This is a genomic window from Paenibacillus vortex V453 (assembly GCF_000193415.1).
Lineage (GTDB): Bacteria > Bacillota > Bacilli > Paenibacillales > Paenibacillaceae > Paenibacillus_AQ > Paenibacillus_AQ glucanolyticus.
The window spans coordinates 53,175-77,684 of record NZ_ADHJ01000007.1 but is presented as its reverse complement, the minus strand read 5'-3'; the positions used below and the strand labels follow the sequence as shown (position 1 = coordinate 77,684).

The 24,510-nt window shown below is 49.3% G+C and carries 20 protein-coding genes and 1 pseudogene; 10 read left to right on the top strand and 11 right to left on the bottom strand.

Annotated features, from left to right (window positions below; translation table 11 throughout):
• The 6 genes and pseudogenes from PVOR_RS30290 to PVOR_RS03775 all read left to right on the top strand — a co-directional run.
• Positions 1-466 (top strand): annotated as a pseudogene (locus PVOR_RS30290) (collagen-like protein); the annotation flags it as partial.
• 36 nt (positions 467-502) lie between these two features.
• Positions 503-1,315, top strand: a complete 813-nt coding sequence (locus tag PVOR_RS31315; protein WP_234972767.1) for a glycoside hydrolase family 3 C-terminal domain-containing protein — start codon at positions 503-505, stop codon at positions 1,313-1,315.
• The gene (locus PVOR_RS31310; RefSeq protein WP_231887979.1) at positions 1,269-1,796 is read left to right on the top strand and encodes a carbohydrate-binding protein; all 528 of its coding nucleotides are present in this window, start codon (positions 1,269-1,271) and stop codon (positions 1,794-1,796) included. The genes PVOR_RS31315 and PVOR_RS31310 overlap by 47 nt, the downstream gene beginning before the upstream one ends.
• 237 nt (positions 1,797-2,033) lie before the next feature.
• A complete protein-coding gene (locus PVOR_RS03785; protein WP_006207756.1) occupies positions 2,034-2,567 on the top strand; it encodes an RNA polymerase sigma factor in 534 nt (177 codons plus the stop codon).
• Positions 2,554-4,203 (top strand): DUF4179 domain-containing protein, encoded by a 1,650-nt coding sequence (locus PVOR_RS03780; RefSeq protein ID WP_006207755.1) that lies wholly within the window; start codon positions 2,554-2,556, stop codon positions 4,201-4,203. Before PVOR_RS03785 ends, PVOR_RS03780 begins: the two co-directional genes overlap by 14 nt.
• A gap of 233 nt (positions 4,204-4,436) precedes the next feature.
• Complete coding sequence (locus tag PVOR_RS03775; protein WP_006207754.1) at positions 4,437-4,883, top strand: carboxymuconolactone decarboxylase family protein; 447 nt, start codon at positions 4,437-4,439, stop codon at positions 4,881-4,883.
• Here the strand turns inward: PVOR_RS03775 and PVOR_RS03770 are convergent.
• Positions 4,852-5,751: a sigma-70 family RNA polymerase sigma factor gene (locus PVOR_RS03770; protein WP_006207753.1), complete on the bottom strand. Its 900-nt coding sequence runs from the start codon at positions 5,749-5,751 to the stop codon at positions 4,852-4,854. The genes PVOR_RS03775 and PVOR_RS03770 overlap by 32 nt on opposite strands.
• A gap of 452 nt (positions 5,752-6,203) precedes the next feature.
• Here PVOR_RS03770 and PVOR_RS03765 point away from each other — a divergent pair, with 452 nt between their 5' ends.
• Both PVOR_RS03765 and PVOR_RS03760 read left to right on the top strand, forming a co-directional pair.
• On the top strand, positions 6,204-7,079 hold the full coding sequence (locus tag PVOR_RS03765) for a GGDEF domain-containing protein (RefSeq protein WP_006207752.1): 876 nt from the start codon (positions 6,204-6,206) through the stop codon (positions 7,077-7,079).
• Positions 7,080-7,253: 174 nt separating this feature from the next.
• Positions 7,254-8,549 (top strand): glycosyltransferase family 2 protein, encoded by a 1,296-nt coding sequence (locus tag PVOR_RS03760; protein ID WP_006207750.1) that lies wholly within the window; start codon positions 7,254-7,256, stop codon positions 8,547-8,549.
• Between the two features lie 98 nt (positions 8,550-8,647).
• On the opposite strand, the gene PVOR_RS03755 is transcribed toward PVOR_RS03760, so the two are convergent.
• The 3 genes from PVOR_RS03755 to PVOR_RS03745 form a co-directional block, all read right to left on the bottom strand.
• Positions 8,648-9,730, bottom strand: a complete 1,083-nt coding sequence (locus PVOR_RS03755) for a DUF4179 domain-containing protein (protein WP_006207749.1) — start codon at positions 9,728-9,730, stop codon at positions 8,648-8,650.
• Positions 9,727-10,260, bottom strand: coding sequence for a sigma-70 family RNA polymerase sigma factor (locus PVOR_RS03750; RefSeq protein WP_006207748.1), 534 nt, complete (start codon positions 10,258-10,260; stop codon positions 9,727-9,729). The genes PVOR_RS03755 and PVOR_RS03750 overlap by 4 nt, the downstream gene beginning before the upstream one ends.
• A gap of 267 nt (positions 10,261-10,527) precedes the next feature.
• A complete protein-coding gene (locus PVOR_RS03745; RefSeq protein WP_006207747.1) occupies positions 10,528-10,755 on the bottom strand; it encodes a DUF896 domain-containing protein in 228 nt (75 codons plus the stop codon).
• Positions 10,756-11,080: 325 nt separating this feature from the next.
• Between PVOR_RS03745 and PVOR_RS03740 the strand changes: the two genes are divergently transcribed.
• Both PVOR_RS03740 and PVOR_RS03735 read left to right on the top strand, forming a co-directional pair.
• Positions 11,081-12,433 (top strand): sodium-dependent transporter, encoded by a 1,353-nt coding sequence (locus PVOR_RS03740; RefSeq protein ID WP_006207746.1) that lies wholly within the window; start codon positions 11,081-11,083, stop codon positions 12,431-12,433.
• A gap of 162 nt (positions 12,434-12,595) precedes the next feature.
• A complete protein-coding gene (locus PVOR_RS03735) occupies positions 12,596-13,843 on the top strand; it encodes a glycosyltransferase family 2 protein (RefSeq protein WP_006207745.1) in 1,248 nt (415 codons plus the stop codon).
• Positions 13,844-14,220: 377 nt separating this feature from the next.
• Here the strand turns inward: PVOR_RS03735 and PVOR_RS03730 are convergent, their stop codons facing one another.
• From PVOR_RS03730 to PVOR_RS03700, 7 genes are all read right to left on the bottom strand, one after another.
• Positions 14,221-14,874 carry a response regulator gene (locus PVOR_RS03730; protein WP_006207744.1) on the bottom strand — a complete coding sequence of 218 codons (654 nt, stop codon included), beginning with the start codon at positions 14,872-14,874 and terminating at the stop codon, positions 14,221-14,223.
• Positions 14,853-15,707, bottom strand: coding sequence for a sensor histidine kinase (locus PVOR_RS03725; RefSeq protein ID WP_006207743.1), 855 nt, complete (start codon positions 15,705-15,707; stop codon positions 14,853-14,855). The genes PVOR_RS03730 and PVOR_RS03725 overlap by 22 nt, the downstream gene beginning before the upstream one ends.
• Before the next feature lie 1,071 nt (positions 15,708-16,778).
• Entirely contained in the window at positions 16,779-19,010 is a 2,232-nt protein-coding gene (locus PVOR_RS03720; RefSeq protein ID WP_006207741.1) for an alpha-L-rhamnosidase-related protein, read from the bottom strand.
• Between the two features lie 26 nt (positions 19,011-19,036).
• Complete coding sequence (locus PVOR_RS03715) at positions 19,037-19,876, bottom strand: carbohydrate ABC transporter permease (RefSeq protein WP_006207740.1); 840 nt, start codon at positions 19,874-19,876, stop codon at positions 19,037-19,039.
• A 14-nt stretch (positions 19,877-19,890) separates the two neighbouring features.
• Positions 19,891-20,787 (bottom strand): carbohydrate ABC transporter permease, encoded by an 897-nt coding sequence (locus PVOR_RS03710; protein ID WP_100086460.1) that lies wholly within the window; start codon positions 20,785-20,787, stop codon positions 19,891-19,893.
• A 57-nt stretch (positions 20,788-20,844) separates the two neighbouring features.
• Positions 20,845-22,140, bottom strand: coding sequence for an ABC transporter substrate-binding protein (locus PVOR_RS03705; protein WP_006207738.1), 1,296 nt, complete (start codon positions 22,138-22,140; stop codon positions 20,845-20,847).
• Positions 22,141-22,160: 20 nt separating this feature from the next.
• Positions 22,161-24,491, bottom strand: a complete 2,331-nt coding sequence (locus tag PVOR_RS03700; protein ID WP_006207737.1) for a glycoside hydrolase family 65 protein — start codon at positions 24,489-24,491, stop codon at positions 22,161-22,163.
• Positions 24,492-24,510 lie beyond the last annotated feature (19 nt).

The window sequence follows — 24,510 nt, the reverse complement described above, 5'->3', positions numbered from 1 at the left end:
GGGCACAACCGGCGCCACGGGCGTTACCGGGGCGACTGGCGTAACCGGAGCCACAGGTGCAACGGGAGCTACAGGAGTATTCCAGCAATTTCAAGTATCCGTGAATACTCCTAACACCTCTGGGAGCTCTGCAATTTTGCTAACTGCAGCACCGACAACGCTTAAAACAATTACCGTTACGTCCATTCCTGCAGGGAGCAGGGTATGGTTAACAGGAATAGTTGGTTGGGAGGCGACTGCAGGAACCTCTTCTATTCAGTTACAGATTCTTCGTGGAGCAACTGTTATCTTCAGTACGAATGCCCATGCTGCAGCCAATAGTGCGTTTGCAACAACAAACGTTAACCACGTAGATACAACACCAGGGACTGGAAATGTCACGTATTCATTAATTGCTGTAATGTTAGTGGGAACCGGTACGGCAGTAGGCGGAATAACTTTTACAGGCTCTTTAATCAATCCTTAACAAAGTGAACAAGGAGATTGTTTTGGGCATTGAGTGATGGTTTATAAAATTGCTTGTGAAACAGCTTACGCTTCAGCGGTAACAGCAGCAGTGGCAACAGCTCTGCAAGAGATGAATGCAATTATAGATGCAAAGACAGATGTTAACCATTTTGAGTTTAATCGTTTTATCGTTCAAGAAGGTCGTCTGACAGAAGCATTCCGCTTCGAAACTCAGCCTGGCGGTACTGCCATCATGAAGTCCTGGGAAGTAAATCAGCAAGCTTTAATTCGGGCGGTGCATGCAGCCAATCCGAATACGGTAGTCGTCATCGTCGGCGGGTACCCGTTTGCCGTGAACTGGGAGCAGGAGCATGTGCCGTCCATCGTCTTTACGTCCCATGCCGGTCAGGAGCTGGGGTATGCGGTCGCCGACGTGCTGTACGGGGATTACAATCCGGGTGGACGCTTGAATATGACGTGGTACCAATCCAGCGAGCAGCTTCCGGATATAATGGATTACGACATCATCAAAGGAAAACGGACCTATCAATATTTCGAGGGGAATGTGTTGTACCCGTTCGGTCACGGTCTCAGCTACTCCCACTTCAGCTATAGCGGCCTGGCGTTAAGCCAATCGAACATCCGGGCCGATGGCCAAGTGACCGTCACGCTGGTTGTGAAGAATGAAGGTCATCTGCCCGGCGATGAGGTCGTTCAGCTGTACGTAAAGGCTGATTCCTCTCGTGTCATCCGACCTCTCAAAACCCTGAAAGGCTTCCGCCGCATTCACCTCCAGCCAAACGCTTCGGAAACGGTAAGCTTTGAGCTTAAAGCGGGGGGACCTGGCCTTCTGGGATGTCACCCGTGATCGCTACTGTGTGGAGAGCGGCAGCTACACCCTCATGGTCGGACCGTCCTCCGGTCAAGTAGCTGAGACGGCCGTTCTTCAAATCGCAGGTGAAACCATTCCACCACGTTCCCTGCTGGAGCCCGTTCGAGCCGTGAATTATGATGACTATCAAAATGTCTTCATAGACGAATGCCGTGAAGGCGGCGAAAGCATACGTATGGCTGGTGATTCGGGATGGATCGCTTTCCATGACGTGAGCTTCGATGAAGCCTTCACCGCATTTGAGGCCAGGGTGAGCGGACACATCAAGGGCGGCGAAGTCATCGTAAGAACAGGCAGCCCCGACGGTCCCGAGGCCGGGAGCTGCAGGGTCCCTCCTACCGGAGGACGCCAAGCCTGGACAACCGTCAAGGCTCCTCTGACAGGATTAGCGGGAAGGCACAACGTATTTCTTGCCTTCACCGGCGAGGTACAGATCAGTTGGTTCCGTATAACATAGACTGTAAAAAATGGTAGCGGTAATTCACCCAGCATGCATATAACCAGTCCTGCTAACATGACATAGTTATCGGCTGATATCTAAAGAACATCTGATCCTCTTTTTTATAAGGGGGCAGGTGTTCTTTTTTGTTAGAATGAAATAATTCTGTATCCATAGAAGCAATTCAAAAAATATGAACCCTTTGCAACGGTCATTTGTTTATATAACATAACGCGAAGAAAGGAGTGCCTTGGATTGACGGAACGCGAGTTATTCGATGCTTATAACAAGGACGTGTACCGCACCTGCTACTACATGCTGCGGAACGCACAGGATGCGGAAGATCTCTGCCACGACGTGTTTGTCACCGTATTTCGTCAGGAATGGAGAAACGTTGAGCATACACGCGCCTGGATCATGCGTATCACGATGAACCACTGCCTGAATTTACTTAGAAGGAATCAGACACAGCGGGAAAAACAAAGCCAGGTTCAATGGCTTCACGAGCAGACCACCGCATCGGTTAAATCCGTAGACACCATCGTATTGGAAAAAGCGGCAACAGCCGAATGGGAGAAACTGCTGAATCAGCTTCCGGACAAGCTGATGGCTGTCATTACGCTCCGCTACATCGGCGAGCTGTCGATGACGGAAATCGCCGAAACGCTGAGGATTCCTGTAGGAACAGTTAAATCAAGGCTTCACAAAGCACTGAAAATCATGCGTAAAAAACTCGAACAAAATCACAGCATTTGGTTGAAGGGAGAGAAACAATATGGAACGCATTGAGAACAATCTGAAAGAACAAATGAAGGCAGAGAAGACCGCGCCCTACCCGGATTTTGACCGGATGTGGAGCAGTATTCAACAGGATGAGCTGCGGGTCGCAGCCCGTGATGCGGCTGCACTTCGCCCTCGAAAGCGAAAGCAAATCGCCATCGTGGCAGGGATATCCGTTGCATTGATGGCTACGCCGGTATATGCAGCCCTGTCCTACGATTGGTCCAGCCTGCTCTCCTACCGAGCAGGTATCACAAACGCCCTGGAGCAGGGCCTTGGTCAGACGATTGAGCAATCCGTTACGAAGGATGGCGTAACCTTAACCGTGCACACGGCGTTTATCGATGACAACCGGACTTTCCTGCTCTACAGTCTGGATCCCGGATCATCACGGATGGGAGAGCAAGCAGGATTTGATCATATCGGGATGAAGGATCACATGGGCAACCCCATTGAAGGTAATTATTCCCACCAGTGGAATGAGGAGCTTGGTGTATTCCAGGGTTATTTTGAGACCGATTGGGTTGCGGATGGGAAGACGGCTGACGTTGAATTTTCACTGGATAATATCCGCTTTACGGGTGACGGGATGCATTCCATCAGCTTCGACCCGAACAACCCCAATACGCAGGAGTTCCAGGTTCAGAAGGACGGTATTGGCAGTATGACCCTGCAGTCTTTCGATCAATCCGGTGGAAATATGCTCCTGAAATCAGCCATTACGTTCACGGATCCTGAGATGAGGCACCGAAGCTGGGTGCGGATTCAAGCCCTTAATGACAAGAACGAGCCTATTAAGGAAGCCGAGACCCCTGTCTTCGGGACACCTGGTGCTTCTGGAGAATACTTGAGTCAACAAATATTCAAGTCGAACTCCATACGCGCTCAGGGTGTCCAGTTCCAGCTGGCTTACGACCGCACGCTAGGAACCGCTGAAGGCACATGGAGCTTGAATTTGGCCCTGTCCAAAAAACAATTAGAAAACGGATCATTTAAGGAGACTCTGAATATCCCGCTGGATCAGGTGCCTGGCGGAACGAAGATTCATGAAATGATTGTCACGCCAACGCAAGTGCGATTGATCTTGACCCACAAAGAGAAGTACACCCGCGTTCCTTATATGGATTATCAGCTGGATGTTGGCGGGACACTGCTCAACGGAGGTATATGGTATAAGTCCGGTTCATCCAACCAAACGGAGCTGCGGTTTGAAATGACCGGACTGGATGCAGCCTCTCTTACTAAACAACCTGTGTCCTTGATCGCCAAGCACCGTGTCGACGAATTTGCCGGCGACAAGAATCCGATCAAACTGACCGGCATCTCAGCGGAACATCAAAGCTTGACCACCACTATCGCGGGGTATCCGATCACATGGACCTACTACATGAAGGAGAATCATCTCTATGTGGAATCCTTGAGCTCCGATCCGGCGTTTGGCGGTATCAATCAAACCTATTATTTGGATGGTAAAGACCGGAGCTATGGGATGCCGGCCATGATCGGGATGCTTGGCAATGAGAACAATAAACATATGGACGTGTATGAGAATTTCGATCAGACTGAGCTCGATATTTACATTTCGAACTACACAACCCACAATCGAAACGACGCGCTGCGCGTTCCACTTAAGGCTGGGCAATAACCTATATAGCACACGTTATCGCTGAGAAAATAACAAGACAAAGAAACCCGCTTAGATGGACTTGAGCCGTGCCCCGCAGCGAAAGGCGCTTCTGTGAAGAAGTGCTTTGCCCCGGGGGCTCGTTCTCGACTCCAAAGGGGTTTCTTTTTTTTCTTATAATCCACGTCACAATCCTGCCCGGTGAACTGTCATATGGTTGAACATCAAATTTATACCGTAAAGGGGAACTGAACATGGAACTGCGAATGAATTACCGAACGGCTAATCCCGATGCCTTCAAGACGCTGCTAGCCCTTGAACAAGCCGTGCAAAAGAACGGGCTGGATCACAAACTGTACGAGATCATTAAACTCCGCGCATCCCAGATCAACGGCTGCTCCTTCTGTGCAGATATGCATTCCAAGGATCTGCTGGCCATGGGTGAGAGCGTGGATCGGCTGCTTCTGCTGCCGATGTGGCGAGAGGTTCCGATTTACTCCGAAGCGGAGCGTGCGGTCATCGAATTGACGGAATATGTGACCAAGCTGTCTGAGGCAGGGGTTCCCGCCGAGGTGTACGAACGTGTGCGGAAGCATTTTGACGAGAAGCAATACGTCGATTTAATTATGGCGATCACAACGATTAATGCCTGGAACCGGATCGGCGTTGCTACGGGCCTGTTCCCGGGCTGTTTTGATTAAAAAGCCGCAATTTGTCGGGATTGACCACCAGAAAAATCTGGCGGATCCGGGATAGGTCGGGCTCCCAATCGACTGTAAGCACCATGGAAACCCTGCCATCCCGTCTCAGCAGCAAACCGGGCTCTCCGTTGACGGAAACGGGTTCAAACCCCTCCCGGAATGAGCCCTTGGCGTACAATCCCTCGAAAAAAGCACATACCCGTTTCACACCCAATATCGGATTGAGGGCTGCCCTGGTCTTGCCACCTCCATCCGAGAGCAGGGTAACCTCTTCTTTCAGCAATGATAGCAGCGGCTTAAATTGGCCCATATCGGACGCTCGCAGGAACGCTTCAACGAAGCGTTCCTGCATTTCTGTCCGGGGTCCAGCGCCGGCTGGATCCTCGCGGGCAGGCCCCATCTTCTGCCGCGCCCGGCTGAAGGTCTTGCGGCAGCTTACCTCCGTCTTTCCCAGCATTTCCGCTATGACCTCATATTCGAGGCCCAACGTTTCCTTGGCGATATAAATGGCTCGCTCCAGCGGCGTTAATCGCTGAAGCAGCACAAGGTACGCATACCCAATATTCTCGCGGCGTTCCGCAGGATCGGCGCGTGTCAGCATATCATAGTCAGGCATCGGCTCCGGCAGCCAGGGACCTGTATACGTTTCGCGCTGCCGTCTGGAGGATTTCAGCAGATTGATACAGCGGTTGGTTGTCATTTTAGCCAAATAGGCCTTCTCGTTCACAATGTCTCCCCGGTCCAGCCCCATAAAATGTGAAAAAACATCCTGCACGATGTCCTCCGCATCCGCTGCATTTCCCAGCATCCGGTAAGCAAGGCCAAACATCATCGGCTTGTACTGCGCATAGATCTGATCCAATAACATAAGGCACACCTTCTCACTCTGTATATTATGGCATGAACACCAATACCAACATGACAGATGAACGCCGCGATCTGTGACATCTTGACGTTCTTCATCGGAGTAGTTTGGCTCACATGTGGATGCAAACCTTATCTGTAATAATCCGCCGCGATCGAGTGAACACAAGATGATCTTCGGATAATATCGCAGTCAGTCCCCTCTTTTTGCATATAACGTCACCTTTTCTATATAGTATACGAAAACTTAAACCCTACTCTATGCGTATTCCCTGATCCATGAAAGGGGCCAGTTTGTCAGAGAATTTCAAGGTCAGTGGAGGCGAGGGACCATTATCCAATATGTACATTGTGACAACCATCGATAAATCTATCGACATTTGGGTAATTTTTAAATAACATATGTGATGACTCATCACAGCGTACAGGTTTATGAGCTTAGAAAGTAGGTTAGATATGAAAAACTCCACCCCCTTACGCCGCGTTGAACTCGGATATTTCCTGCTGATTGCTCTTGCCATGGTCCAGCAACTGATGATTTACTGGAACATTTACGTAAACCAAACGTTTACTTTCACGGAATTCATGTTCAGCATTGGCACCCTTGCCGCCCTGTTGATCGGTTTTTTTCTTCCGGTAGGGGTTTCGACGGTTACGGTCTTTGTGTTTCTTGTCACTTATTTTGTATGGCTATCCACCTTGGCACCCGTCAATGCACTCACGCTGTCCTGGATTCTGCTCCTGCCCGCCAATACCGCTGTTGCGATTCTCATCAAGCTGGCCCTTGTCCGAAGCCGGAGGTTTATTAAACGTCTGGAGCAATTAAGAAAAACCAACCCGGATATCGATATTGACACTTCCCTAGGAAGTAAAGATGCATTCGAGGACACACTAATGAAACAAGCCAATTTGGCCAATCGGTATTCGGATCAATACGGATTTTGCATCGTGATGTTCAAACTCGATTTTCTCCCCTTAACCAGGGAATCCGTCGGCTCACACCGCTTTGCCAAACTGATTATGGAGTTATCCCGCACCATTCAGAAGCAGATTCGCTACGAGGACTATAAATTCTCCATTGGTGAAGGGCGTTTTATCATCCTGTGCCCCCTCACCAAGCCAGAGTACCTCAAAAGCTTGATGGAACGCATCAAAATCGCCATGATGAACGTGCCCTTCCGCGATAAAAAAGGAATGTCGCTTAAGCTGGTGGTTCGCGCCGGTGGCCTCGTATTCCAGAAGGAACAATTCAGCAGGTACGAAAACATCGATGACATTATCTCCGCATTAGAACGAAATACGGAAACCGACCTGATCGGGGAGTATATTTAACCCGTGTACAACATGATTATAAGGAGGCCTACGATCCGATGGCGTACACCAGCTGGTTTATCCCTCTATGCATCGGGGTCAGTATTGTTTTCTTCATTTCCATCCTTCTTCTTACGGTGGCGACCTTAAGCTTCCGGTCAAAAATCAAACGAAAGTACGATCGGGGGAGGTTCAGTGACTGACTTTTTGCTGGTCATCTCGATCATCAGTATATGGGTTGCCGTTCTGGAATCCATCATTATTATGGCCGGCGCGATTCTGTTCATCCATAAACAAAGCCGTCAGAAGCTGGTCAACCCCAGCAATCTGGAGGATTTCCCAACCGTAACGGTTATGGTGCCCGCGCATAACGAGGAGCTGGTCATCCAAGCAACGGTCGAGCATATTCTGCAGATGAATTACCCTCATCACAAAATGCAGCTGATTGTCATTGCCGACAATTGCAAAGATCATACTGCCGAGCGCTTACGCGCATTAAAAGCCAATGAGCGCTACCGGGACCGCAACTTTATCATCTTAGAGAGAACCGGAACCGGCGGCAAGTCGGGGGCCTTGAACGATGCGCTCAAGCAGGCCACAGGCGAATGGATCTGTGTCTATGATGCGGATGCCGCGCCTGAGAAGAATGCGCTGCTGTTCCTGACGCAGAAGGCGATGGAGGAGCCTGAACGCTATGGTGCGGTCTTCGGACGCAACAAAGCCCGAAATCGCGGACAGAATTTTCTGTCCCGCTGCATCAATCTGGAGCTGGTTACCATTCAGCGCGTGCACCATACCGGTCTATGGCAGCTTTTTAAGCTGGGTACCATTCCAGGCACGAACTTTATCGTGAAGACTGGGCTGATCCGGGAAATCGGCGGATGGGACGAACATGCGATTACAGAGGATACCGCTATATCGTTCGAGATTCTGACACGAGGACAGCTGATTGCGCTGGCTCCGCAAGCTGAGGCTTATCAGCAGGAGCCCGAGGATCTGAAGGTCTACATGAAGCAGCGCGAACGCTGGGCCAAAGGAAACTACAGCGTGGTTACCGATAATATTCATCACCTGTTTGACCGGACAAGCTGGCGGATCAAGCTGCACGTGCTGTATTACGCGGCCAGCTACTTCTGGTTCATGATTGCCATCATCATCTCGGATATCATCTTCGTCGCAAACATCGTGTACCAGATCATCGCGCTGTTTAACCCGGCTGTGGTCTCTCCCTTCCGGTTTGAGGGGGACGTGTACATGTACCTGATCATTGCATGGGCGTTAATGTATTATATCTACGTCCTCCAGATCAACCTGGCGCTCGCCACGGACATTGGTCAGAGCAACACACGCAACTTCATTCTATCCTGCGTATCGTATTTCACCTACGCCCAGCTGTTTCTGGTTATATCCATCAAAGCCTTTGTCTCCATGATGAGGGACAAGATCACGGGCAGAGAGTCCAAATGGTATAAAACCGAGCGGTTTGGATGATTAGGCGTATGCTGATCATGAAGAAGAGCGAGTTAGTGGGGCATTCCCCTCCTGACTCGCTCTTTTTTTCGTGCATTTTAACTCCGTATTAGACATGTTTATTCTTCAACAGGCAGGTGGAATTCCAGTTCAGGTATATATGTTTTTTTATGCTCTGAACTATACACATAAGGTCTGACCGTGATGGATTTCGGTTTGGTTGGGAACGGTTCGTACATGAACGTGAATGTAAGATGGCTGCCGGAGCCGCTGCCCATGGCACCAAGGGATTTGGCTATTTCCCCCTTCTCGTTCATCACCTCATAATCAATATTTATGAAATCTTCCACTTTATATTGATCAGGAACAGATTCAATGAACTCCTTAAGATGCTGGCCTGGCTTACCCGTGATGCTAACTATCATTTGCATTGTGGCAGGGGTAATTTTAAAGCTGCTGATCTCCATATGGATATTGTCATGTATATTAGGCTCCTCCGATTTAAGGACCGCACGATCTGCAGCGCTATTTTTGACCGGAATGCTGAATCTAAACGGCTCCGATACGCTGATGTCTCGAATAACGACCTCTAATGTGAACTCGTCGGGCAGTCCCTCTGGCGACAAGTTCACGATATCCGAATTCGGCGCGCCATCCCCTACTCCCGTAATGCTGTAACCGTAATTCCCCAGTTCCTCCCCATCCACGTAAAATTGGACCCCATTCACGTCCCCGCGCTGACTGGCCTTACTGCCTAATTGACCAAACGATTCATTCTTGCCATCGATGGTCTGCCGGGTCAATACCATTGAAATACGACTTCCGTCATACATCAATTCTGATATGCTTATCGTAATCCCATCATGGGCAACACTCTGTTGAACTTCCGTTATCATGCCCTGTCGGCTAGCTGTTTTTAACCCTTCATCCCCGTCATTCAGAAAAATGCTACCTAAAACCGGTATGTTTTTTAGAGCTTCGGCCATGACCGGGGAGATGAAACCCGATCCGATAATCAGTAACCCCGACGCCGCCACAGCCACCAACAAACCAGTCCAATATCGCTTTTTTCGAACAGGAGGACTATTCTCTATAATCCGATAAGTATGGTCTAAACGCATACGGATCGTATCCGGCAACTGCTGAACTTCCCCTGCTTCATCCTTCGCCTGTTCAAGTTCGTGATTAAGGTCATGGTTCATACGTTAACCTCCCCTTCTTTATGATTGGTAAGCCATTCTGATAATGTAACCCGAGCCCGGTGAAGACGCGTCTTAACAGCACCTTCGTTCAAATCAAGCATTTCCGCAATCTGTCGTAAAGGTAAATCCCGAAAATAATGCAGGATAATGATGGTGCGAGACACCTCCTTCAGTCTGTACACGGCTTCGCGCAGATCGATCCTAACCTCCGGGTTTGGTGCATCATATTGGGCTTCATCCAGGTTTAACAAGGGAATCATGCTGCTTCTTCTTCGGATGATAGTGTTGCATTCATTGATCAGGATGCGAAACAGCCATGTTTTGAAGAAGGACGGTTGCCTTAAACTCGGGAGCGATTTATAAGCTTTCAATATGGCTTCCTGCATGGCATCTGCACAATCCTCATCGTGTCGGAGAATGGCCTTCGCTATGCTGTACATTTGCAATTCTAACGGTTTAATCAGATTAATAAATGCCTCATGATTTCCATTCTTGGCGAGTTTAATCTCTGAATCTTGCTCCAATTCCAAAGCATAACCTCCCTTCAGAGCATCTTCGTTAACCAGATTTATGTTGGATGATTTCAATGATTAGATGTCCGGGGCTTTCAAAAGGTTACACCCATACTGTATGTATTATATCGGAGCCACACCAAAAGCTCCCGCAAGTTCAGTGAACCTGCGGGAGCTGTTATCTTAGGATATAAAAGTCTTTAAGGGGCTAAAAGTACGCAATAACACTTCGGATTGATAACTCACAGCCAGTAGTCCTTCTTTCAAAAAACCAGCTGCCGCAGTTCAATTATCTTTTAACTGCTTCTGCTTATCACGAAGCTTCTCGGGCGTTACATCGTTTCCGGCGGGATCCACGATGCTTAATCCCGAGAAGGTGCTGAGTACTTGTCCGCGAATTTCAAGCAAATATTCTTGGCGCAGGACCTGTTGCTCGTCTTTTTCCGCTGACGTGAGTGTGCCCTCCCGCTGTTTTTGGGCCAATTGATTAATCCGGGTTAAGCTTTGAATCATGAATATCGCCTCTTTTCCGTTGAATTCATTTCGTATTTTATCTTAATATAAAGATATAATATTTCAAGACATTTGTCAATACTCCCCTTTCCCACTTCCACCTCATAGTCGCCCAATTCCTTGATCGACAGCGCTGTCCTGGCTCAAACTTTATATTTCGGGTTTATTCATTTGCCATTCGTGGTTAATGTTAGTAGTGAAAACTTGGTTTTCGCAGCATACTAACAAACAGGTCCTTTATCCCTTAGGAAAAATTACTTATTCCTTTCTGGTGAACTTGCAATATAATAGAAGAACTTAACTCTAAACTACTGGGGGACCGTCTATGAAATCTACGCAAAACATCCCGGCAACGGGGAAAAACGACCGTTTTTCTTCGGCTGGTTTTATTCTGGCCGCGATCGGGAGCTCTGTCGGTCTCGGTAATATGTGGAAGTTCCCCTATATTACGGGCGAAAATGGCGGGGCAGCTTTCTTCCTGCTCTTCATCATCTGTCTCATCGTCGTTGGTTTGCCTGTTCTGCTGGCAGAGCTCGCCATCGGACGAGCCGGACGGGGAAGTGCAGCCACTTCCTTCGTGAAAGCCGGCGGTCCCAAAGCTTTCGGGCGTCTGGGACTGCTCCAGGTTATTGCTCCGTTTCTCATTCTGACTTTCTACGTTATCGTGGCTGGCTGGACGCTTCATTACGCAGTGATGTCCTTTAGCGGCAGCCTGTACAGCAATACGGACTTCGGTGGTCAGTTCAGCTCATTTACGGAGGGCTACATGCCGATTGTATGGCAGGTGGTTGCTATTGCAATCACAGCATGGGTCGTGGCAAAAGGCATCTCCGGAGGCATTGAGAAATTCAACAAGGTGCTGATCCCTGGCCTGATCATTCTGCTGGTTGTGTTGATGATTCGGGCGGTGACCTTGCCGGGAGCCGGGGAAGGCGTGTCCTTCTTCCTGAATCCTGACTTCTCGAAGCTGAGTCCGGAAGCGGCACTGGTCGCGTTAGGACATGCCTTCTTCTCGCTATCGCTGGGTATGGGGATTCTGCTGACGTATGGAGCTTACGTGGATAAGCGGCAATCGCTAGGTCCGGCAACCCTTGCCATCGGTGCAGGTGACCTGATCTATGCGTTTATTGCGGGTCTCATTATTTTCCCGACTACCGCTTCCTTCGGTATCGAGCCGGATTCCGGACCTTCGCTTGTCTTTATTGCACTGCCGGCTGCCTTCTCGGCCATGCCATTGGGTGCTTTTTTCGGAGGGTTATTCTTTGTCCTTCTAGCTATTGCCGCACTGACCTCCTCTGTATCCCTGCTGGAGGTGCCTACCTCTTACGTCATGGACCGCTGGGGTTGGGGACGGACCAAATCCGTCATGATCATCGGTGCGTTGGTTATGCTGGTTGGTCTTCCCTCCGCGCTATCATTCGGCATCTTACCAGGACTAACCAATATAGGCGGCAAAAGCTTCTTTGATTGGCTGGATTTCATCACAGCTAATATCCTGCTTCCTGTCGGGGGATTAATTACGACGATCTTCGCGGGTTATTTCTGGAAGAGGGCTGCCGATGCCGCTGGTCTGAAGGCTGGCTGGTTCCGGGTATGGCTGTTCATGCTCCGTTATATTGCGCCAGTGCTTGTACTTCTGGTGCTGCTCCATACAACGGGTCTTATCAAGTTTGAATAGGTTGACCACAAGGCAATCTCTTAGCCTCTTGCGGGCGAACGAGGTTGCCTTTTTTTATTCCCTTGCCCCAGGTTTACGAATTGAGAGTGTTCTGAAAACGACATTATCGATATCAACTTGATGGGTATCAGAAAATTCCAGTAAAAAAAGGTGGAGCGAGTCATGAATTTTGAGTATGTATTTGGTGTTGGATTAACCTTAATTCAGTACCTCCTGCTGTTCTTCTGGGCCTATTGGATGCTTATCAGTCTCTTTGGCTTTGGCAAACCGAAGAGACTGAAAGAACATGAGCCTGAGAAACGATTCCTTCTTTTGGTTCCAGCGCACAACGAAGAAGCGGTAATTGGACACCTGGTAGAGAATCTTCACAACATGGATTACCCGAGGGATCTCTATGAAGTGTGTGTTATTGCTGATGGATGCAAGGATAGAACAAGTGAAATCGCTAGAAAACTCGGTGCAACCGTTATTGAACATACATACCTGCCAGGAGAGCAAAAGGGAAAACCATATGGAATCAAATATGCGATTGAGCAGTATGGAGATCGGTTAATCCATGAGTTTGACGGTATCGCTTTCTTTGATGCTGACAACCTCGTTTCGTTAAACTATTTAAGGGAAATGAATAACCACTTGTTGAACGGGGATAAATTAATACAATGTTACCTGGATTCCAAGAATCCGAATGACAACTGGGTGACCATAGGCTACTCCGTAAGCTACATTTTCATGAACCGCTCCTGGCAGCTTGCCAAGTCCCGGTTAGGCTTAGGAAATGCCATCGGCGGAACGGGGTTCTGCGTAGATACGACCCTATTCCAAACGATCGGCTGGACTGCTCGTTCCTTAACGGAGGATCTTGAGTTTACGATGCAGTGCTTGCTTGAAGGCGTACCCGCTAGGTGGTGTCATTTTGCACGCGTGTACGATGAGAAGCCGGAGAGTTTCAGATCCTCCTGCATTCAACGTCTCCGTTGGGCAAGAGGGCACTGGGATGTCTGCTTCAAATACGCTCACAGATTAATGTGGCGATTCGTCACCAGACTGGACTTTAAAGCCTTTGATGGTTTGATGTACCTGATTAATCCTGGAAAAATTGTATTAAGTGCAACCACAAGTCTGCTTGTGTTCATATCTATGGCTACCGACTTATTAGATGCTCATCATTTGATTCCTTGGCAAGTATGGGTGATATGCTTGTTGTTCCAATTCATTTACGTAGGATACGCTCAGTTCCTCGATTCGAAGAATAAAGTCGGCATTTTCCGAAGCTATGTGTACCTGTACTTCTTCAATCTGACTTACGTACCGCTATTTCTTTGGTCACTCATCACCATGAAGAACGTCAACTGGAATCCAACAAAGCATACAAGAGCCCTTCAGTTGAGCGAGATTGAAGTGGATCAATAGCAATGTACATAGTGGATGAATATCACCAAAGCCGCAGGGAGCCTAGGCTCCCTGCGGCTTGCATTTCATCAGACCCATGACAAAGACTAGCAAACCAGGCTTTTAGCTCCAATACGCTAAGCGTGTGTTTCTCCTTTTTAAGCTGCTGAAACTACTATATATTTCGGACATTCCGCCAGCAATCGCTATTTCCCGAGAAATAATGACAAGCGCTCAGACCAATCTAAATTTATTATAAAATTAATTTTCATATTGAATGATAACTTACTAACATTTCCAGGATGAAGTAAAGAAACTATCGCCAAAAAAACCCGACACACTCTCAAATTGAAAGTCCATCGGGCTACCATTTACCATTATTCATCACCACTCGATTATTACAGCATCGCTTGCAGCCGGACGATCGCCTGTGCCCGATCCACCACTTCCAATTTGCTGTAGAGATTACTAATATAATTACGGGCAGTACCTTCGGCGATGTGCAGCATATCTGCGATTTCCCGGTTGTTCAGCCCCTGGACCATCAGTCTTGCCAATCCCTCTTCCCTTTCGGTCAATCGGATTCGATCCAGCCGGTTTCTCCGCATCACAGGATGGCCCTCCGTCATTTTGCTCATCCTTGCCGCCAATTTGGCTGCAACCGGAGCAGGAAGGATAAATTGGCCCGCGACCGTATCACGGATCGAGGCAATCATTTTATCTGCATCCATATCCTTCAACATATAACCGTTCGCTCCATGCGCCATTCCTTCTACAATGTAATCCGTCTCAATAAACGTAGTCAGAATGAGAATATAAATATCCGGATGGCTCTGCTTAATGTGCTTCAGGGCTTGAATGCCGTCCATGACGGGCATTTGAATATCGAGCAGCACGAGCCTGGGACGGAGTGTCTCCACCATTTCGCAAGCTTCTTCTCCGTTCTTGGCTGCACCGACCACCTCCATGTCATCTTCCAGATCCAGAATCGCCCGAAGGCCTTCCCGTGTTAACAGCTGGTCATCAGCAACTACAATCGTGATTTTTTCCATTCCTTTTCCCCAATCCATTGCATTTGGTAAGGCAAATCAATCCACAGCATACAACCCTGTCCAGGTCTGGAATCGACCGACAAGCTGCCTCCCAGTTGTTCAACACGTTCTCTCATCGCTTTCAGTCCAAAACCCATCACAATCATGCGAGCTCCAATGCCATAATCCTGAAGCCTGAACTCCAGCCTATCTCCCACAGGCATCAGGCTAAAATGAAATTCCTTGCTTCCCCCATGACGGATTCCGTTAGTCAAGCCCTCCTGCAGCGCATGATAGATCGTCTTCTTGTAAGCCGTGGATAGCCACTCGGGCAGATCGTGGATAGCCGCATGAATGATGACGCCCGTATTTCGCTCCGTGTCCCGGATCAGCTCGTGGAGCATGTTGGCAAGGTCTGCATACTTGTCCTCCTTCAACATGTGCACGGAGCCCCGTATTTCATTCAGGCTGTGCCGAACCAGATCCTGTGCCTCATTCAGCCGCTGAACACCGCCCTGCATGTCCTTATAGAGCAGCCTCTTTCCGGCTTCAATCTGCAGAATCGTCGACGTAAGCGTGTGCCCAACAATATCATGAATTTCTTGAGCAATGCGATTCCGCTCCTCATAGACAGAGGCCTCTGCCAATGCAGCGGATGTTTCCCGCATCGAGCGCTCCAGGCTTCGCGTTCTCTCCTCCACTTGCTGCTCCAGATTCTCCTTCAAATATTGGATTCCGGTATATAACTTAGCATTAGCAATCGAGATGGCGCATTGCGAGCCCAGCAGCTTCAGTACATCCAGCCGCTGTGGTGTAAATACGCTTCGTGACAGCTTGCTCTCCAAGTAGAGCACGCTGATCGACTTGCTGCTCTATATCAGATGCAGCACTTCCCTGCACTATGAAATCAAAAGATTCATCCCGTAATGGACAAAACGAATGGTGAAAACAGACCTCCTGTCAGAAGGTCTGTTTTCATGGCCTTGCATATTACTGCCAAGCATACCTTCCATTAGTTCCCCCATCTTCCGAAACAAACACCTCTTTCTATGTATTAATGATGTTTTTCATCGTTGTACCGAACACATATCATTTAATATAATGGAAGGGTCGTTCGACAAATAGTGAGTGCTGTCATCAAATTGTCATGTGACATTGATCCGTTTTTGGCGTGATGTAAGGTGTTTACCAAGTATTCGTGCCGCATCGTGCAGATTACTCAGGGTCAGGGGAAGTGCTTTCGGGTTTCTTCTTCTCTTGAGGAGCTTCTTCCAGTTTGAATTTATGGATGTCAATTCCTAGCTGAATACAAACGTCTTCTATTTTCAGATTAATAGTCATACATCACCCCAATGTACTCGCTATGACCTTACTTGTTATCCATCGATTGAAATCATGTTTCGTATCCAAAGCTAGGCGCCTTATGTCTCCTAAATATAATGCAAGATCCGGTGACACCAATAGTGTGCGTTGTCATCAATATTGTCATATGACATCCACCTCGATTTGGTTAATAAGGAAATAAATGCAATAAAATAACACTGATTATATTGCTCTTTTATTTATTTTCCACGCCATATTTTCAATACGGCACCCGCTTTAGTCAGCATCATGCCGCTCGTTGCCAGCAATGAGTGAATTCCAGTTCCTAGTCAATCCCTCCCTCACCCAGCCGGTTCATCCCGTCCCACACAAACCCCGAATCTGAGTGTTGTCCCGAACCATGTCTGTTAGTCTTTGAATCGCCTCTATAAGTTCTGTAGTTGGAAATAACGAGTTTATCACAGATTTCGGAGAGGACTTTCCATTTGAGGGGAACGAAAAAGATCCCTCATCCGTTTTACACGGTATAAGGGATCCCTTCTATAATGTGTATCTGCATCCATCCGGGCAAAACCGCCCATGGACGGACATTCTATGGTCACTTACGCCTGAACCTCTGCTGCTTCCACTGCCCAGTTGATAAATGTATCTGTGCTCTCAAGGCGTTGACCGTCCAGCTCAATGACAATGTTCCAGCCCTGAGGATTGCGAACGGTCACGATCCGTCCAGCTCCCGCTTGCTGCGGTGCAATAGAGATATCCAGCTCGGCTTCACCTATCTTGAGATTGCTCAAGCTGCACTCACGATCCGACCACGAGGTTGGAAGCTGAGGCTTGATATGGACCGTCTTCGCATGCGCACTTGGCGTCACGCCGAAGAAGTGGCGGATAACCGGAACCGTGAGGGCATACAGCGTCCATGCCTGTACCACGCAGCCGTAATCCGGGGACATCTCGGAAAAAGAGCCCGGGAGCACTTTCGAGAAGGACCCCAGCATTCTGCGCAGCAGTGCCAGCGCCTCGTCCGGATGGCCGTTGGCCGCTTCCGCTACCGCATGAACACCCGTCGAGATCGTCATGGTGCCTTGCTTATAGATCCCTGCAAGATAGGTGCCGTACTCTCCAATGAAGATGTCGGAACGCATAGTTTCAAGCGCCCGCTCGGCCTTCTCCGGATCGGCGATTCGGGTCTCCATCGGCGTCACGATGACCCAGTTCTTGTTAAGCAGCCATCCACGGTCAGCCTTCGCATCTTTGGCTTCCGTTAACATCTTCTCCAGGTACTTGCGATATCCCTGAATCCCTTCCCTCTCCGCCAGGGAAACCATATAATCGACCTTCGGTTCTATATCGCTTCTCGAAGCAACCGCATCTGCGTACAAACCTTCCGACTCGCACCAGTACACTTCGTTAATGGCGCGTACTGCCCGGTCTGCAAGCTCATTATACTTCTTCGCGTTCTCTTCCTCGCCCAGATGCCTGCTCATGTCCACCATGGCCTGCAGAGCCTGCGCGGTATACACCGCACTGTCGATCAGTTCCATGTTAAGGCCTGCAATCTCAATGATGCCATAACCCGAAGGGAACAGGTCCCCGTCCGGATCCATTTCTTGCAGAAGCCAATCGATACCCTTCACGCAATAGCGGTAATGGCGCTGCAGCAGCTCTTCATCTCCCGTCCAGCGGAACAGCTCCCATACAAAAGCGATATAATGAGCCGTCTCCTGGGTATTCCCCGGGTTCGATACGGCGCCCATGGTCGTGATCTCATGCACGATTCTGCCGTTGCCGTTGGCTTCCTCCGATTTTTGCAGCAGAAGATTCAGCGTATCCTTCGCCAGCTGTGCATCCCCGATAGCAAGCACGCCTTGAAGGGAGTACGTATTGTCGCATCCAAACCACCATGGATAGGTAGGTCCCCCGGCAGTTAAGCCGCGTCCAATTCCATCCACCTTCTGCACCAGCCACTGATTGTTCCACTTGGCCCATTTAAAGGCTTCATTCAGCAGATCCTCACCGGCGATTTCCAGCTTCGCGCGGTTCTCCACTACTTCATACAGTGCCTTCTTCTCCTGAAGAAGCTCCTCATGCGAAGAGACAAGCTTGTTATATACCGCTGCACTCTCCTCCTGAGATTCGTAGGAACCGGCAACAAACAAACGGAATTGCAGTGTCTCCTTCTCCTGAAGCTCGATCACTCCGCTCCGGAAGACGACACCCGTCCCGTTTCCGGCCGTAAACTCCGGCCCGTACACGGAGGCTCCCGTCTCTACCTCGGTCCCTGGTAAATCCGTACCGATCTGGACATACCAGTCATGGGCGCTGTCCTTCACCGCAACGGTTCGTTCGGAAGACAGGATGACTTCATCCTGTTCGCCGTCTATAATGCCGATTTCATCGGAGAACCAAACGGGACGAAGATCGGTACGAGCCAGCAGCTCCAGCTTCAGCCGCGTGGTTCCTTTTCCATAGGACAGCAGCTGGTAATCGGCCACCATTCCTTTTTCCAGCTCAGGGGCGAACTGAACACGCTCCAGCCGGACCGGAATATGGCCAAGGCCATGATCGTATTGGAACCGGCTGCCCCAAGGCTCACTCGTGAAGCTGTCCGAGCGGGACCAAACCGAAATGTTGCGGTCGATATCCGTGATTCTCAGCCAGAAGCCGTCCAGCAGCTTGATCGGGTGAAGCCATACACCACCCATCTCGTTAGCGACATGGTGTCCGAAATCCGGGAAATAGCCATCCTGGGTTCCGCAGATTTTCATATACTCACCGGCGTTATAGTATAGATTGAAGGGGTGTCTGCTATTTAATCCTGATGTACCCTGCATGTCAGCCTCCTATGGCATCCATCCGATCAACCTTTAATCGCTGAGGAGATGGATATGCCTTCGATGAAATATTTTTGTGCCAGGAAAAATACGATTAATGCCGGCAGCATAATCAGAATCGTAGCCGCCATCAGCATGTTCCATTCGACGTTATACAATCCCTTAAACATGGAAAGACCCAGTGCCAGCGTATATTTATCACTGGAGTTCAGATAGATGAGCGGTCCCTGAAAATCATTCCAGACGCCCATGAAGGTAAAGATCGATACGGCAATCAGCGGTGCCACCGACAGCGGCAGAACGATCCGGGTAAAGATCTGGAACCGGTTGGCTCCATCCACAAAGGCGGACTCGTCCAGGTCCCGGGGAATGCCGCGCATGAACTGGCGGATCAGGAATATATTAAAGGCTCCGCCGCCAAAAAACGCAGGAATGATCAGCGGCAGGAAGGTATCCACCCAACCGATCTCCTTAAACATAATGAACATCGGAATCATCGTAACCTGGGAAGGCAGCATCATCGTTGCCAGCAGCACCAGGAACAGCGTTCGTTTGCCTTTGAAGTTAAATCTTGCGAATCCGTAAGCACAGATGGCCGAAGATAATACGGTTCCGATTAAGACCGGAATCAGAATCATGACGGTGTTGCCCAGGAACTTGAAGAATGGTACGGCCTGCACGGCATCCCGGTAGTTGGTCCAATGCCACACGGTCGGGAAGAAGTTATCTTTGAACACCTCGGCCGGTGATTTCAGTGAGGTGAAGAAGGTCCACAGTAACGGAACAATGACGATAAGAGCCCCGGTAATGAGCGCCAGCATGGACAGGATATGCGGCAGGCTGATACGCTTGGCAGATTGATTCATGAATGACGCCTCCTTTAATCCTTATCATCGTCGCCCTGGTAATACACCCACATGGACGAGCTTCGAATGACAATCAGAGTAAATACAAGAATGATGACAAACAAGATCCAGGATAATGCCGAGGCATAACCCATCTCATAATCCTGAAATGCCTTGTTATAAAGATACAGGTTATAGAACAATGTAGAATTGAGCGGACCTCCGTTGGTCATGACAAAAGCTTGGGTAAAGTATTGGAACCCGCCGATAATCCCCATGATCAGGTTGAAGAATACCGTTGGCGATATCATCGGCAGCGTGATGCTGAAGAACCTCCGAATACGTCCGGCACCGTCCAGTTCGGCTGCTTCATGCATATCCTCCGGCACGCTTTGCAAGCCGGACAGATAAATAATGATGGTATTGCCGACACCCCAGATTCCCATTACAATGAGTGCTCCGAGCGCATAGGACGGGTCTTGAAGCCAAGCCGGGCCCTGGATGCCGAACCATCCAAGCGCTTTGTTCAATATTCCGTATTCGGGATTGAAGATCATCACCCACATCATCGATACGGCAACGGCCGGAATGACGGACGGCATGAAATAAATCAAGCGGAATACGTTCATGCCGCGGCTGCGCATATTGAGCAGCACCGCGATCAACAAGGACACGATTTGGTAGAGCGGCACCGATACCAGTGCAAATATAAAGGTTACCTTTAGCGATTGATAGAACAATTCGTCATGGAAAATCGCCTTGAAGTTGTCCAGCCCAACCCACTCGATCGATTGCACGCCCGTGATGATGTCCCACTTGCTGAAGGCTAGCAGCAGTGAGAACAGCATCGGGCCAATCGTAAACAGCAGAAGTCCCAGAAGCCATGGCATGATGTACAAGTAGCCGGCCCAATCCGATTTTGACTTTCGCATAACAGCCTCCTTGATGAAGCAGGTGAAGCGCATGATTATGCGCTTCACCTGTCATTTTTACTTGATTTTGCTATCCACGTTTTTCGCGGCTTCATCCAAAGCGCCTTTCACATCCTGCTGCTTCAGCAAAATCTTCTCCATGGCTTTGGTGAATTCTTCAACAAAAATCGGGCCATGGGTAGAGCGCAAGGTGACTGGCTTCTTCGCATAATCCATCATTTCGATAACCGGCTTGTCCGCAACTTCGTTAGCTTTCACTTCTTCCAGTTCCGTTACGGTTGCTGGAAGAACCTTGCCGTTCTCGGAGCGAAGCTTCTGGGCTTCGGTACCAGACAACCATTTCAACAGCTCATAAGCTTCCTGTTTGTGTTTGCCGTTCGCATTGATCGCCCAACCTGCACTAGCGATAATGCTGGTGCGTGTTCCGTCCTCACCGGTCGGAATCAGGGCTGAGCCGTATTCCACGTCCGATTTGTCCAGATCCGTCTTCACCCAGCGGCCTGTCACCATCATGGCCAATTTATCCGTCATGAACATAGAGGAGTCACCGCCAAGCGTCTCGGCATCCTGAGGGGTAGGCGATACGCGGTCTTCGCCTTGCGATAGCGCCACATATTTTTCAATAGCGGCTACCGTCTTCTCACCGTTCATGAACCCTTCGGCTTGCGTTCCATCTTCATTGGCTATATCTGTTCCATGATCCCAGAGGTACGTGTAAATCGGATATTCCCACTTGCCGGCATTGAAGCCGAATTCGGTATATTTATTGCCTTCCTTCTTGGTCAGTTTCTTGGAAGTTTCGATCAATTGATCCCATGTCCAGTCATCAGACGGGTATTCCAGGCCAGCTTCGTCAAACATGCGTTTGTTGTACCAGAGCGCCAGCGGATTGAAATCCTTCGGCAGATAGTACTGCTTGCCGTTGATGTTCATATTGTCGATCAGATCCTTCTGGAAGATATCCAGACTGAAATCACTATCCTTGCTTAAGTAGTCATCGAGCGGTTCCACAACACCTTTTTCAACATATTTGAAGTAATCGCCTTCGCCGATCAGGAACACGTCGGGTGCTTGTCCGGCTGCAAGTGAAGTTGTCAATTTCGTGCCATAGCCTTCACTTGGAATCGGCTCGAATTTCACCTGAATATCCGGGTGAGCTTTATTGAATTCATCAGCAAGCTTCTGCTCATTCGCGCTGGCGTTCACATCCCCCCATACGGTAAACGTCAGGTTAACCTTCTCGCCTGCAGCCCCGTTGCCAGACTCCCCGCTCTTACCGCCGCAAGCGGATAATGCCAAAGCAGCGATGATGACCATACTAAGCATTGTTGACCATTTCCAATTCTTTTTCATTGAATGACCCTCCTGATTGTTCAATATTGGATTTGAAGCTCTGTTGAGAACTTGATGGGGTTGCCGTGAATGACCAGCTGCACTTCCTGATCCGAATTTGCGGTCAGCGTCAAGGTCTCCCGGTTGATATGGACCTCCAAACGCTGCCCCTGCCAGTACAGCGGGAAGGAAAGCTCATCCCATGCTTTGGGCAGATTCGGATTCATATGCAGCTCTCCGCCAAGCATGCGCACTCCTGCGAACCCCAGCACGACGCATTCCCATATGCCGCCAAGTGAAGCGGAGTGAACACCGGCATCAGAAGAATACATGTACGGCCCCAGATCGATTTGCGAAGCCCGTTCAAACAGCTGATAGGCCAGATCCCGATCACCAAAGTCATTCGCCAGAATGCTGTGCGTTGACATGGAGAGGGAGGAATCATGAAGCGTTTTCGGCTCATAGTAGTCATAATTCGCTCGCTTCACTTCTGGCGTGAATTGATCCTCCAGCAGAAAGAACAGCATCATAATATCAGCCTGCTTGGATACCTGCATTTCCCCAACCTGATCCAGGTTATAGTCGTCGAAGATGCTGCCTACCTTGCTCTGCAACTTATATGGTGTTAAGTCGATGAGTTTCTTCTGTAAGTACGTGTCATCCTGCGGGATAATCCCATCCTGGTTTGGCTGTGGCAAATAGATTTGCTCAATCTTGCTCTGCCACTCGTTCATAGCTTCCTCCAGTTCCAGCTTCCCGTTCAGCGATTGGAACAAGTCAGCATTCGAATTCTGGAGACTGTGATAGTATTCCATAGCCAGTCGAATATTAAAGGAAGCCATATAATTCGTGAATGCGTTATTATCCACATGCTCCTTGTACTCATCCGGGCCCACTACCTCATTGATTTCATATACACCCTTGGCTTCGTTCCACTCCAGACGGCTGGCCCAGAATTTAGCGGTATCAAATATCATCTCGTAGCCGTATCGGTCCATAAAGTCCTGGTCGCCTGTCGCTTTGTAATAGTGCCATACCGCATAAGCAACATCGGATGTAATATGCTGTTCAATGAAACCGGACCAAATCTTAATCTGCTTGCCGGTTACGATATCCACCTGTCCCCACTCCGGCGTGACTTCGCCATCGCTTGGCCAAGCGGCCTCCCAAGGATACATCGCGCCTGTGAAGCCGTTCTCAATCGCTTTTGCTCTGGCGCCTTCCAGACCAAGATAGCGATACTCAAGCAAAGAGCGGGCGACCTCGGGATGGGTATAGATGTAGAATGGCAGGATGAAAATTTCCGTATCCCAGAAGGAATGACCCTTGTACCCCTCTCCGCTGAGCCCCTTGGCGCCGATGCCCATTCGCCGGTCATGTGCCGGTGTCATGATCACCAGATGATATATGGCAAACCGGACAGCCAGCTGATCGAAGGAGTTCGAAGATTGAATGGATACGTTGTATTGCTCCCAAACCTTGCTCCAGGCTAATTGATGTTCTGCAAAAAGCGGATCGTAACCAGCAGAATGGAACGCTTTCAATTCAGCCAGTGCATGCTGCCGAATATCGTCAAGGCTGGTTCCTTCAGCAAATTCACGGTCACGGCTTGTGAATACGGTTGCCATCTTCTCGAATTCGAGACAATCGCCCGCCGCTACATCAAATGCATAGGATACGGCCACTTTACGACGATCGATATCCATCTTGGGGGCTGTATCAATCTCTTGTTGATTTAACCGGAGTCGATGCGCCGCACCATGGACGAAATCCACCTTGGACTCGGTTGTCGTCTGAATCAGCTCAAGGAAGGTTTTATCGTAAATTCGCTTCTCACCCTCGTGGAAATGCTGACTGCCGCTGTTGCTGACCTGCCCGTCGATACCGGAGTTAATTACCAGTGTTATGCCCTCGTTCAGAGGAGTTATGCTAACCTTCAAACCGATCTGGTGCAGCTTGGCTAATGAGACAAAGCGCCTGAACTCAAATCGGATTTTCTTGCCCTCGTATTCCCAGATAAAACTTCGCACGAGCTCTGCATCGCGAATGTTCAGCATTCGCTCATACTCGGTCACCGTTCCCCGCTCCAGCGAGAACCTTGTACCGTCTATCCGGATGTCAAGTCGAGTAATATCCGCCGTATTCGGAAGCTCCGTCACCTCGAATTCATCGAATTTATTAAATGTGCCGTTAACGAACAGGTTTCTCTTCTCCCCGATATACGACTCTTCCGCAGCTGATCGGAGACCCATATATCCATTCCCAAGCGACATAATCGCTTCACACTTGCCTAAAGCCAGCGGATTGAATTGCACCTCGGCAAATGACCATTTCTTCAAATCTTCAGACTGTACCTCGTTGTAGCTCAGCATGGTTGTCATCCTCTCCAAC